Annotated in this window: 11 protein-coding genes; 8 read left to right on the forward strand and 3 right to left on the reverse strand. The window is 71.3% G+C overall.

Annotation, left to right across the window (positions count from 1 at the left end):
* The first annotated feature begins 22 nt into the window (after positions 1–22).
* Positions 23–250: a hypothetical protein gene (locus tag CP983_RS25275; RefSeq protein ID WP_107905865.1), complete on the forward strand. Its 228-nt coding sequence runs from the start codon at positions 23–25 to the stop codon at positions 248–250.
* Between the two features lie 129 nt (positions 251–379).
* Here CP983_RS25275 and CP983_RS25280 read toward each other — a convergent pair whose 3' ends face one another.
* The gene (locus CP983_RS25280; RefSeq protein ID WP_150501988.1) at positions 380–3,619 is read right to left on the reverse strand and encodes a S41 family peptidase; all 3,240 of its coding nucleotides are present in this window, start codon (positions 3,617–3,619) and stop codon (positions 380–382) included.
* A 166-nt stretch (positions 3,620–3,785) separates the two neighbouring features.
* Between CP983_RS25280 and CP983_RS25285 the strand changes: the two genes are divergently transcribed.
* The 7 genes from CP983_RS25285 to CP983_RS25315 all read left to right on the forward strand — a co-directional run bounded on the left by CP983_RS25285 (position 3,786) and on the right by CP983_RS25315 (position 10,202).
* Positions 3,786–4,385 carry a TetR/AcrR family transcriptional regulator gene (locus tag CP983_RS25285; protein ID WP_107905863.1) on the forward strand — a complete coding sequence of 200 codons (600 nt, stop codon included), beginning with the start codon at positions 3,786–3,788 and terminating at the stop codon, positions 4,383–4,385.
* Between the two features lie 104 nt (positions 4,386–4,489).
* Positions 4,490–6,724, forward strand: coding sequence for an MMPL family transporter (locus CP983_RS25290; RefSeq protein ID WP_150501990.1), 2,235 nt, complete (start codon positions 4,490–4,492; stop codon positions 6,722–6,724).
* 94 nt (positions 6,725–6,818) lie between these two features.
* Positions 6,819–7,358 (forward strand): YbaK/EbsC family protein, encoded by a 540-nt coding sequence (locus tag CP983_RS25295; RefSeq protein WP_150501992.1) that lies wholly within the window; start codon positions 6,819–6,821, stop codon positions 7,356–7,358.
* Complete coding sequence (locus tag CP983_RS25300) at positions 7,355–8,200, forward strand: EamA family transporter (protein ID WP_150501994.1); 846 nt, start codon at positions 7,355–7,357, stop codon at positions 8,198–8,200. Before CP983_RS25295 ends, CP983_RS25300 begins: the two co-directional genes overlap by 4 nt.
* A gap of 150 nt (positions 8,201–8,350) precedes the next feature.
* Positions 8,351–8,761, forward strand: coding sequence for a hypothetical protein (locus CP983_RS25305; RefSeq protein WP_107905859.1), 411 nt, complete (start codon positions 8,351–8,353; stop codon positions 8,759–8,761).
* 18 nt (positions 8,762–8,779) lie between these two features.
* Positions 8,780–9,922, forward strand: coding sequence for a hypothetical protein (locus CP983_RS25310; RefSeq protein ID WP_107905858.1), 1,143 nt, complete (start codon positions 8,780–8,782; stop codon positions 9,920–9,922).
* 1 nt (position 9,923) lies between these two features.
* On the forward strand, positions 9,924–10,202 hold the full coding sequence (locus CP983_RS25315; RefSeq protein WP_107905857.1) for a hypothetical protein: 279 nt from the start codon (positions 9,924–9,926) through the stop codon (positions 10,200–10,202).
* Positions 10,203–10,223: 21 nt separating this feature from the next.
* Here the strand turns inward: CP983_RS25315 and CP983_RS25320 are convergent, their stop codons facing one another.
* Positions 10,224–10,937, reverse strand: coding sequence for a class I SAM-dependent methyltransferase (locus tag CP983_RS25320; RefSeq protein ID WP_150501996.1), 714 nt, complete (start codon positions 10,935–10,937; stop codon positions 10,224–10,226).
* A 32-nt stretch (positions 10,938–10,969) separates the two neighbouring features.
* Positions 10,970–12,445 carry a purple acid phosphatase family protein gene (locus CP983_RS25325; RefSeq protein WP_150506870.1) on the reverse strand — a complete coding sequence of 492 codons (1,476 nt, stop codon included), beginning with the start codon at positions 12,443–12,445 and terminating at the stop codon, positions 10,970–10,972.
* Positions 12,446–12,486 lie beyond the last annotated feature (41 nt).

Below are 12,486 nucleotides of genomic sequence, written 5' to 3' on the forward strand. Positions count from 1 at the left end.
CCCACTACGGGAGTGAACCCACATGGGCATGAAGGACCAGTTCAAGGAGAAGTCCGAGCAGCTTCAGGAGCGTGCGCGTCAGCACGGTCAGCAGGAGCGCGGTCGTCCGCAGGGCCAGCCGGAGCGGGGTCGTCCGCAGGGGCAGCCGGAGCGGGGCCGCCCCCAGCGTCCGGAGCGGCCGGAGCGCGACCGCGAGCCCGAGCGGATGCGTGAGGACGAGGAGCGGTTCGACCAGGACTACGACCGGTAGTCAGTCGCCGCGCTGAACGCGACGCGGGGTGCCCACGGTTTCGTGGGTGCCCCGCGTTTTGCGTTGCGTGTGGGGGTGCGTTGTCGGGTGCGGGCCGGTGGGGGTCCGGTCGCGCAGTTCCCCGCGCCCCTAGGGGGTTGTACGTGGCGGGAGTTTCGGACGTGACCGGTCCGGTACGTGTGAGTAGTCCGGGGGTGTTGCCGCCGGGTTGGACTCCAGGAGTTCCAGGGCCAGTTCGACCGCGTCGGTGAGCTGGGCGTGGCGGCCCTCCGCCCAGTCCAGGGGCGTGCGGAGGATCTCCAGGTCGGGGGTGACGCCCTTGTTCTCGATGCTCCAGCCGTACGCGTCGAACCACGCCGCGTTCATCGGGACCGTGATCACCGTGCCGTCGCCGAGGCGGTGGCGGCCGGTCATGCCGACCACTCCGCCCCAGGTGCGCTGCCCGACGACGGGCCCGAGCCTGAGGAGTTTGAAGGCCGCCGTGATCATGTCGCCGTCGGAGGAGGTCGACTCGTCGGCCAGGGCGACCACGGGTCCGCGCGGGGCGTTGGAGGCGTACGACACCGGCTGGGCGTTGCGGGTGAGGTCCCAGCCGAGGATCGTGCGGGTCAGCTTCTCCACCACCAGTTCGCTGATGTGGCCGCCGGCGTTACCGCGCACGTCGACGATGAGCGCGGGCCGGGACACCTCCATCCGCAGGTCCCGGTTGAACTGGGCCCAGCCCGAGCCGCCCATGTCGGGGATGTGTAGATAGCCGCAGCGGCCGCCGCTCAACTCCCGTACCACCTCGCGGCGTTTGGCGACCCAGTCCTGGTAGCGCAGGGGGCGTTCGTCGATCAGCGGCACCACCGCCACCCGGCGCGCCCGGCCGGCCACGCCCTCCGCCGGGGTGAACGTCAGCTCCACCGTGGTGCCGCCGGCGCCGGCCAGCAGGGGGTAGGGGCCGGCGGCCGGGTCCACGGGGCGACCGTCGACATGGGTGAGAACCGCGCCCTCCCGGATGCCCGTGCCCGCCAGCGGGGAGCGGGCCTTGGAGTCCGACGACTCGCCGGGCAGGATGCGCCTGATGGTCCAGCCGTCGTCGCGGCGTACGAAGTTGGCGCCGAGCAGGCCCTGCCAGCGCTGGTAGTGCGGCGGGCCCTCGTTGCGGCGGGCGGCGGTGACATAGGCGTGCGAGGTGCCGAGTTCGCCGAGCACTTCGCGCAGCAGGTCCGCGAAGTCGTCGGGGGAGGCGACGCGTTCGACCAGGGGCCGGTACTGGTCGAGGACCGTGTCCCAGTCGATGCCGCACATGCCCGGCTCCCAGAAGTACGCCCGGATCAGCCGGCCCGCCTCCTCGTACGACTGCCGCCACTCGGCCGCCGGATCCACCTCGTGCAGGATGCGGCGGGCGTCGATCCACACGATGGAGTCGCTGTCGCCGGACTCGGTGGCGGGGACCGCGCGCAGGTCGCCCTCGTCGACGACGACCAGCCGGGTGCCGTCGCCGCTGACCGTGAACCAGTCGAGGTGGTCGACGAGTTCGGACTTCTTGGCCTTGCTGATGTTGAAGTGCTCCAGGGTGGGCCGCCCGGTCGTGTCGTCCGGGTTGGCGAACGTCTCGCCGAGCGCGCCCGAGATCGGCCAGCGCAGCCAGACGAGACCGCCGCCCGAGACCGGGTACAGCGCCGAGTACTTGGAGGCGGCGACCGGGAAGGGGGTGACCCTGCTCTCCAGGCCCTCGACCTCGACGATCGTCGCGCCGCCGCCGTCGCCCTCCTCGTCCTCCACCGGGTCCAGGCCCCCGGCGGCCGGGCGGCCCTCGGGGTTCAGGGCGAAGGGGGAGGGGGTCGCGGAGGACAGCGGCACCAGGTAGGGGCGGCAGCCGAGCGGGAAGGACAGGTCCCCGGTGTGGACGTCGTACACCGGGTCGAAGCCCCGCCAGGAAAGGAAGGCGAGGTAGCGGCCGTCCCGGGTGAACACCGGATTCTCGTCCTCGAAGCGGCCGCCGGTGAGGTCGACGATCAGGCGGTCCTTTATGCGGGCCAGCTTGATCTGGCGCAGGGAGCGGCCGATGCCGGGATGCGACCAGGTCAGCCAGGTCCCGTCCGGGGAGAAGGCCAGGTCCCGCACGGGCCCGTTGACCGACCGGATCAGCTCGGTGACCTCTCCGTTGGAGTCCTCGGTCGCGTCGAGGAGGAGCAGCCGTCCGTCGTGCGCGGCGATGGCGAGGCGCTCGCCCTTGGGGTCGGAGACCATCTCCAGGACCCGGCCCACGTCGCCCGAGGCCAGCCGGCGCGGGTCGCGGTCGCCGGTCGCGCGGGGCAGGTAGGCGATCTCGACCGCGTCCTCGCCCTCCGCGTCCGTCACATAGGCGACCTGGCCGACCGAGCCGAGCATCTCCGGGAGCCGGACCCGTACGCCTGCGGTGTCGGTGATCGTGCGGGCCGGGCCGTCCCGGTGGGTCAGCCAGTACAGGCTGCCGCGTACGACGACCGCGCTCGCGCGGCCCGTCTCGTCGACGGAGACGCCGTCGACGTGCTGGGCGGCGGGCACCTGGTACTTGCGGCGCCCGGGGCGCGGCCCGCTCAGCCGTACGTCGAGTCGGCGCGGCTCGGAGCCGGCGGCCAGGTCGTCGACCAGCCACAGGTCGCCCGCGCACTGGTACACCACCCGGGTGCCGTCGCTGGCGGCGTGCCGGGCGTAGAACGCGTCGTGGTCGGTGTGCCGGCGCAGGTCGGAGCCGTCGTGGGCGCAGGAGTAGAGGTTGCCGACGCCCTCGTGGTCGGAGAGGAAGGCGATCCGTTCGCCGACGAACATGGGGGAGGCCAGATGGCCGTCGATGTCCGGGAGCAGGCGTTCGCAGTGCAGCCACAGCCTGCCGGTGGCGCCGCCCCGGTAGCGCTTCCAGGAGGCCGGTTCGTGCGGCGGGGTACCGGTGAGCAGCAGGGTCCTGCGCTCGTCGTCGAGGTCGGCGACCTGGATGTCGGAGCAGGGGCCCCAGGGCAGCTTGCGGCCGGGATCGCCGTCGGGGCGGACCTTGTAGGCCCAGGTGTAGTGGGAGAAGGGCTCGCCGTGCGAGGCGACGGCGAGGATCACCCCGTCGGGGGTCCAGCCGCAGACCTGGGTGTCGGCCGAGCCCCAGTGGGTGAGCTGCCGGCCCGGGCCGCCGTCCACCGGGACGAGGTGGATCTCGGGGACCAGGCTGCGCCAGCTCGTGTACGCGATGTGGCGGCCGTCGGGCGCGAAGCGGGGGTGGCCGGTCTTGGTGCGGTCCACGGTGAGGCGCCAGGCGCGGCCGGGGCCGTCGAGGGGAGCCAGCCACAGGTCGTCCTCGGCCACGAAGCACAGCAGGTCGTCATGGAGATGAGGCAGGCGCAGATAGCTCACCTCCCCATGCTTTTCCCGCGGACGGATCGGAGCAACTCGTGACATCGCATGGCATACGGACCGGCGTGACCCAGAACACGAACGAAACCGTTTCGTTTCGATGAGGGGATGCGCTATCGTCGTTGGTGTACGAAACCGTGTCGTTCGGAGTGGGAAGGTGAGTTCGGTGGCCGAGGTCGCAACTGCACGTCGCAGCCGGATCACCCCCGAGCGCGAGGCCGAGCTGTACGAGGCCGTGCTCGACCTGCTCCGGGAGGTCGGCTACGACGCCCTCACCATGGACGCCGTGGCGGCCCGCACCCGGTCCAGCAAGGCGACGCTCTACCGCCAGTGGGGCGGCAAGCCGGAGCTGGTGGCGAAGGCGATCCGGCACAACAAGCCGGGCAGCATCTCCGACGTCGACACCGGATCCCTGCGGGGCGACCTGCACGCCCTCACCTCCCGTGAGGACGACTGCTCCATGCAGCAGAACGCCGCGCTGATGCGGGGTCTGTTCATGGCGGTGCACGGCAACCCGGACCTTCTCCAGGCCTTCAAGGAGCTCCTCATCGAGCCCGAGATGGAGGAGTTCCACCGGGTGGTGCAGCGGGCCGTCGACCGCGGCGAGATCCGCGCCGACCGCCCCGCGCTGGAGTACATCGTGCACATGCTCGTCGGCGCGTTCGCCACGCGCACGCTGATCGACGACCAGCCGCCGACCCAGCAGTTCCTCACCTCGTACATCGACGCCGTGGTCCTCCCCGCCCTCGGCGTTCCCGTCAACTGACGAGTCCCCTTCAGCTAGCCCTCCACCTGACGTAACCGCTCACGTCGTCGGGCTGATCACCCCTGCCCAGAACCAACCCCACGACCTGACCGGGAGTCGCCCTCGTGGCCACGTTCCTCTACAAAGTCGGCCGGCTCGCCTTCAGGCGACGGCACTTCGTCGCCCTGATATGGGTCGCGCTGCTCACCCTCGCGGGTGTGGGCGCGGCCAGTGCGCCCGCAGCGGGCTCCACGTCCTTCTCGATCCCCGGCACCGAGGCCCAGAAGGCCTTCGACCTGCTGGACCAGCGCTTCCCCGGCATGAGCGCCGACGGCGCCACCGCCCGGGTCGTCTTCAAGGCGCCGCACGGCGAGAAGATGACCGACGCCGGCAACAAGGCGACCGTCGAGGACACCGTCAAGGAACTGTCCGACGGCTCCGAGGTGGCCTCCGTCGCCGACCCGTACGCCGCGAAGGCCGTCAGCAAGGACGGCACGATCGCGTACGCCTCGGTGAAGTACGAGGTCTCCGGCATGGAGCTGAAGGACGCCTCCCGCGAGGCGCTGGAGGACGCCGCGCAGGACGCGCGGGACGCCGGGCTGACCGTGGAGGTCGGCGGTGACGCGCTCCAGACCACGCCGGAGACCGGCGCCACGGAGGTCATCGGCATCGCGGTCGCCGCGGTCGTCCTCGTCATCACCTTCGGCTCGCTGATCGCCGCCGGACTCCCGCTGCTGACCGCCCTGATCGGCGTCGGCATCGGCATCTCCACCATCACGGCGCTGGCCAACGCGCTGGAGCTCGGCTCCACGACCTCGACGCTGGCGATGATGATCGGCCTCGCGGTCGGCATCGACTACGCCCTGTTCATCGTCTCCCGCTACCGCGCCGAGCTGGCCGAGGGCCGCGAGCGCGAGGAGGCGGCCGGCCGGGCCGTCGGCACCGCGGGCTCGGCGGTGGTGTTCGCCGGTCTGACCGTCGTCATCGCGCTGGTCGGACTGTCGGTCGTCAACATCCCGATGCTGACCAAGATGGGCATCGCGGCCGCCGGCACCGTCGTGATCGCCGTGCTGATCGCGCTCACCATGATCCCGGCACTGCTCGGATACGCGGGCAGGAAGGTACGCCCGGCGGGCGCCAAGAGCCGCTGGATGGGCGGCAACCGGGCCGAGCGGAAGAACGCCTCCGGCAAGGCCAAGCCCAACATGGGCACCCGCTGGGCCAGCTTCGTCGTACGCCGTCCGATCGCCGTGCTGCTGCTGGGCGTCATCGGTCTCGGCGCCGCCGCGATCCCCGCGAGCTCCCTCGAACTGGGCCTCGGCGACGACGGCTCGCAGCCGACGTCCACCACCCAGCGCCGCGCCTACGACCTGCTGTCCGACGGTTTCGGGCCGGGCTTCAACGGCCCGCTGATGGTCGTGGTCGACGCCAAGGGCCAGGATGACCCGGACGCGGTCTTCCAGCAGGTCGGCGATGACATCAAGGGCCTGAAGAACGTCGTGACGGTGACGCCGGCCGCGCCCAACAAGGCGGGCGACACCGCGACGATCACGGTCATCCCGAAGTCGAAGCCCTCGTCGGTGACGACCGAGGACCTGGTGCACTCCATCCGTGACAAGGGCGCCGAGGTGAAGGCCGACACGGACGCGGAGGTACTGGTCACCGGCTCGACCGCGATGAACATCGACGTCTCGCAGAAGCTGAACGACGCGCTCCTGCCGTACCTGGCGCTGGTGGTCGGCCTCGCCTTCCTCCTGCTGATCGTGGTCTTCCGCTCGATCCTGGTCCCCCTGAAGGCCGCGCTCGGCTTCCTGCTCAGCGTGATGGCGGCGCTCGGCGCGGTGGTCGCGGTCTTCCAGTGGGGCTGGTTCGCGGGCCTCATGGGCGTGGAGGAGACCGGCCCGGTGATGTCCATGATGCCGATCTTCATGGTCGGCGTGGTCTTCGGCCTGGCGATGGACTACGAGGTGTTCCTCGTGACGCGAATGCGTGAGGCGTACGTCCACGGCGAGAAGCCGAGCCAGGCGGTGGTGACCGGGTTCAAGCACGGCGCCAGGGTCGTGACGGCTGCGGCCGTGATCATGATGGCGGTCTTCGCGGGCTTCATCGGCTCGTCCGAGTCCATGGTCAAGATGATCGGCTTCGGCCTGGCGATCGCCGTCTTCTTCGACGCCTTCGTCGTACGGATGGCCATCGTGCCGGCCGTCCTGGCCCTGCTCGGCAAGAAGGCATGGTGGCTCCCGAAGTGGCTCGACCGCGCCCTGCCGAACGTGGACGTCGAGGGCGAGGGCCTGCGCACGCAGGGCGAGTCCCGCAAGGACGGCGACCCCGACGAGGACCGGGCGCTGGTACGCGTCTGATCCGTCACACCTGAAGAGGACCGGCCGGTGAGGGCCCCGTGGGGACGGGGAGCCCTCACCGGCCCCGCCGCTGCCGGGCGCCGAACTCGTTCGCATGTCCCGTACACGCACCGCTAGCGTGCCCTGCATGACGACGACCGACAGCACGCACTCCGGAGCCCACCCCCGGTTCGCCGCCGCCCTCGACGAGCTGGGCCTGGGCGAGCTGCGGGGGCGGATCCGCCGCTTCCCGGACGCGACCCGTACCGCCGCCGAGGCCGCCGCCGCGATCGGCTGCGAGCTCAGCGAGATCTGCAAGTCACTGATCTTCGCCGCCGACGGCGTGCCGGTGCTGGTCCTCATGGACGGCTCCTCCCGGGTCGACCTGGAGCGGGTCCGGCAGGAGCTCGGGGCCGAGAAGGTGACCCGGGCCAAGGCGGACGTCGTACGGGAGACGACCGGGTACGCCATCGGCGGCGTACCGCCCTTCGGGCACCTCACGAGGACGCGGGTGCTCGCCGACCGCTCGCTGCTGGAGCACGACGTCGTGTGGGCCGCCGCCGGCAACCCGCACGCCGTGTTCCCCATGGCGCCCGAGGACCTCGTCGCCCACGCCGGCGCGACCCTGGTGGACGTGCGCGAGCAGACTCCGTGACCCCGCTCGTCACCTCCGCCGTCCTGCTGGCCGCCGTCACGCACGCCGGCTGGAACGCCATCGCGCACAAGATCACCGACAAGCTGGTCGGGTTCACGCTCATCGCGGGCGGCGGGGTGCTGATCGGGCTGGTGCTGATGCCCTTCGGTTCCTTCCCGGCGGCTGACGCGTGGCCGTACCTCCTGGCCTCCGCCGTCATCCACATCGTCTACTTCGCGCTGCTGATGAAGTCCTTCAGGCTGGGCGACTTCGGGCAGGCCTACCCCATCGCGCGCGGCACCGCGCCGCTCGTCGTCGCCGTGTTCGCGGCCGTGTTCGCACACGAGGTGCCCAACGGCTGGGGGGCCGCCGGGATCGCCCTGTCCTGCGCGGGACTCACCGGCGTCGCCCTGTGGGGGCTGCGCGGGCGCCGGCCGGACTGGGCGGCGATCGGCGCGGCGCTGGCGACCGGGCTGACCATCGCCGCGTACACCGTCGTGGACGGTCTGGGCGTGCGGGCCTCCGGCTCGCCCCTCGGCTACATCGCCTGGCTGATGGCGATCGAGGGCCTGGCGATCCCGGCGTACGCGGTGTGGCGCTGGCGCGGGGAGACGCTCGCTGTGCTGCGGCCGTTCGCCTGGCTCGGACTGCTGGGCGCGGCCCTGTCGGTCGCCGCGTACGCGCTGGTCCTGTGGGCCCAGACCAAGGCGGAACTGGCCCCGATCTCCGCGCTGCGGGAGTCGTCGATCCTCGTGGGGGCGGCCATCGGGGCGGTCGTCTTCAAGGAGCGGTTCGGAGCGCCCCGGATCGCGGCGGCCGGGCTGCTGGTCGTCGGGATCGCCTTGATGCTGCACGCGAGTTGAACCCCGACGCGGCCTCCTGCCGCGTCCGGTCACGCATCCGTCGCGCGCGGGGCGTGTGGCGGATCTGTGATTGCATCACTCCGGGGGTGCCGCGCCGGGCACCCTGGGTTGGAAGTGAACGGCAGCAGTGATCTGCCCGAAGGAGGACCTGTGGCCGAGAGTCCGGACTCGGAAAAGCAGTTCGACGACTCCGAACTCCTGGAGATGTCCCAGGGCGACCCGGCACAGGCGAGACTGCTGCGCAAGTCCCTGGAGACCCTCGCCGCCGGGCACGGCGGCGACGCTCTGAAGGAGATGGCGCAGGAGGTCCTCTCCGGGCGGGTCGGCCTGCGCGATGCGGCGAACGTGTCCGCGTACGCCGACCAGTTGGTCGATCAGGCGGCCCCCATGGCGGAGAAGTGGGCCGCGCTCTCCGAGGCCGAGCGCGAGGAACTGGCCGCAGAGGGCAGGCGCGCGATCGCGGCGCAGCAGGAGCAGATCGACGAGGAACGACGCGCCGCGCCCGACGGGGGCGCCGGCCACAAGTCCCGGCACGAGGGCCGGGGCTGGTCACTGTACTGACGGGGGCAGGAGACGACTGTGGGTTTTCAAGTAGAGCCGGATGCGATCCAGGGTTTCGCCTCGCTCGTGTCACGTGGCGCCGACGGCGCGACCAAAGCCGTTGAATACACGGGCAACAACACCCAGATCGACAAGGCGGTCGGCGGACAGCTCTGGGATCTCGTCGCGGGGGATCACGACCAGTACGTGGAATCCGCCAAGAAGGCCCTGCGGAAAGCACAGAGCGTCCTCAATTCCTCCCAGTCGGAACTGTCCAAGTCCGCCAAGTACTACCGCGAGACGGACACCGAGCAGGCCGCGAAGATGGACGCCACCTACCCGGGCTCCAAGGGCGGCGGGGGCGCGCCGGCCGGGGGCGGCAACGGCAGCGACTTCGCCGACGCGCAGGACGCGTCCGCCGCGCTCAGGGCGCCGGCCGGGGACAGCGACAACCCGCTGATCAGCTACGGCCAGGGCCACGTCGACGAGTACAAGATGAACCCGGTCCAGAAGACCCTCGGCACCGTCCTGGACCTGGGAAGCCCCTCGACCGTGGCGGTGGAGGCGGTGAAACTCCTCTTCGGCTTCGACATCTTCGGCGAGATCAACAACTGGGTCCTGGGCGACTGGAGCAAGTACAAGGACTGCGCCGAGGTCTGGTCGAATCTCGGCACGTTCTGCGATTCGGTGGCCGCGAACCTGAAGAAGGGCACCACCAATGTCGGCGTGACCTGGCAGGGCAACGCCTATGACGCCGCGAAGGTCTACTTCGACGAGTTCGGCAAGAAACTCGACGACTTCAAGGAGACCTTCGAATCCCTGAGGACCTGCTACGACGCGGCGGCACAGGAGGTCTTCCAGTTCGCCGAGCTCCTGAAGGCCGGAGTCGTCTTCCTCGCGGACATGGCGATCATCTGGATGGCGAACATGGCGGCGGCCACCGCCGTCAACGCCATCCCGATCGGCGGACAGGCGGCGTCCGTCGCCATGTTCGCCCTGGCCGCGGCCCAGGCCGTCATGATGATCGAGAGGTTCGCCGCGCTGGTGAAGGCGTTCGACGCGACCATGATGGCCATCACCGGGCTCGGGGTGGTGCTGTCCGCGGCGGTCAACGGCTTCTCGGCGGCCGACGGGTTCCCCGAGGCCAGCTCCGCCGGCTACGACAACCGAGTGGTGGCCTGAGATGTCCTTCCCCGCCTCCGGCGAGAACCTTGAGCTGTTCCTCTCCCGCGCCCGGATGATGGCCGCGGGGGCCGTCCCCGCGTACCTGGCCCTCCTGCTCTTCCTCACCAGCGAGGAAGGCTGGCACTGGAGCTTCCTGGTGTTCTGCGTCCTGCCGCCCGTCGCCGCGGTGGCGGGCTTCCTGGGCAAGCGGGACATCCGGCCGGGGCTCGCGGTGACGGCTCTGGTCCTGGCGATCGCCCCGCTGCCGCTGATCGGCGGGATCGAGGCGTTGTTCTAGATCCGGAGGCGTGGTCCCGGATCAGGAGAGCGCCGGCTTGGCCACCCGGAACGCGAACTGGCCGCAGTACGTCAGCTTCCGCAGATTCACCAGCGCCGTCCGCCGGCGCCCGTGCCGCGCCCACTGGTCGATCTCGTCGTTCAGCGGCGACTGCGTGTCCCAGTACCGGCTGTACTCCGGGGGCCTGCCCAGGTAGCTCCGCATGATCAGCGCCACCCCGTCCAGCGAGGGCCGGATCTCCTCCAGCACCAGCCCCGCCTCCTCGACCAGCCTGCGGAACCCGTACGGCGTGTAGTTCCACAGGCTGAAGGAGTGGTACGGCTCGAACTGCGACGTCGATCCGATGAAGCGGCCGCCGGGCCGCAGCACCCGGGCGATCTCGGCGAGCAGCTCGCGCGGCCGTGCGACGTGCTCGAAGACCTGGTGGGAGTAGATCAGCGGCAGCGACCCGCAGCCGAGGGGCAGATGGACGCCGTCGTAGTGCACCACCGGATCGCCGCCGGCCGTGCGCTGCCCGGCCTCCGGCGAGTCACCGATGTCGACGCCGATCCACCGCATCTCGGGGTCGTGCTTGCGGAACAGCGCGGCCGAGGTGCCGCGGCCGCACCCCAGGTCGACCACCACCCCGGGCGCGCCGGGGGCGGCCATCACCTCGTCGACGTAGTAGCGCGAGGTGACCTGCCGGGCGTGGTCGTCGGGGATGCAGTCCCGCATGAGGTCCCAGAGGGTCGCCATGCTCCGAGGCTACGAGCACACACGGTCACGCGCTATTCACGGCCCGCGAGCGCCATGACCCCGGACAGGTCGTGCGCCCGCACGCTGTTGCGGTCGGTGACCGAGCGGCCCAGCGCGTGGTGCGGCCACAGGCCCGCGGCCACCCGCCGGCTGCGCTCGCTCCACTGCCGGGCCGCCACGTCGCCGGCCTTGAAGTGGTTGAGGGCGTAGCCGCCGGAGTGGATGCGCACGAGGGTGAAGCCGCCCGGGTACTCCTTGGCGGCCGCCACCTCCTGATGGGTCACGTGCGGGGCCCGCGTCAGCACGGTCCGCTTGTTGCGGTGCGTGTGGCCGGCGTGGTGGAGGAAGACGCCGGGCGCTGAGGCGTAGGCGTCGACCAGGGCGCGGGCCTGGCGGCGCTCCAGGCACTGGCCTCGGGTCACCGGGAAGAGGGAGTCCCGCACGGTCAGGGGATGGTGGCCGAAGACCAGCGTCGGCTGGTCCGGCTGCTGCCGCAGCTGCCCCTGGAACCAGGCCAGTTGCTCGGCGCCGAGGCCGCCTGCGTCGGCGCCGTTGCCGGACTTGGCGTAGGTGTCGAGGCCGATGATCCGCAGCCCGCCGAGGTCACGGGAGAAGTACCCGGGCCCGTCGCCCCCTTGGAAGGTCGTGCGGAACGCATCGTCCCGGGACCGGTCGTGGTTGCCGCGTACGACGAAGTAGTCCTCGCCGTGCGCGCCGAAGCCGTCCAGGATCCGGCGGGCCTCGCCGAGGTCGTGCGCCGACCCGCCGGCCGAGATGTCGCCGCCGGCCAGCAGCAGGTCCGCCCCGCGCCGCCGGGCCTCGGCGACCAGGGCGCGGCTCATCAGCTCCGGGTAGGGCGCGCGGCCCGGCTGCTGGACCACGCCGCGCAGCAGGGGAATGCCGCCGACCAGGCCGGCGGTGGTCTCGCCGAGGTGCAGGTCGTTGCAGAGCGCGATCGACAGCAGGTGCCGGCCGGGCGGGGGCTGCGGGGTGGTGAAGGAGTACGGTCCGCCGCCCGAGCCGAGCCCGAACGCGGAGGTGCCCACGGCGTTGCCGCGCACCAGGTGCAGCGGGGTGGGCGTCGCGGCAGCGCCCCTTGAACGAGCCTGGTAGTAGTACGTCTGCCCGGGCTCCAGGCCGGTGAGTTCGACCTGGTGGTGGGCTGTCGCCCGGCCCTCGGAGGCGGAGCGGTTCAGCCGCGCGGGGTGGGTGCCGTAGACGACCTCGCCCTCGGTGATCGCGGGCAGGGGGTGGCCCAGGCCGTCATCGGTGCCGGGTATGCCGGTGTACCAGGTGATGACGGCGGTGTCCTCGGTCAGGGTGACCAGTTCCAGATTGACGGCGGTGAGGTCGTCGGGGTGCCACGAGCGCACCCGGCGTACGGCAGCGGAGGCCGAACGCAGCAGGGCGGGAGCGAGGCGCGCACCGGAGCGCAGCACCTCGCAGGGGCCGGGGAAGGCCGACAGTGCTGCGAGAGCGGGGAGATGGGCGGAGAAGCAGCAGCGCATGTCCTTCATGTGGCCCGGAGTGGTTAACAGGGGACGTGGCG

The sequence above is a fragment of the Streptomyces chartreusis genome (assembly GCF_008704715.1).
GTDB classification, from domain to species: domain Bacteria; phylum Actinomycetota; class Actinomycetes; order Streptomycetales; family Streptomycetaceae; genus Streptomyces; species Streptomyces chartreusis.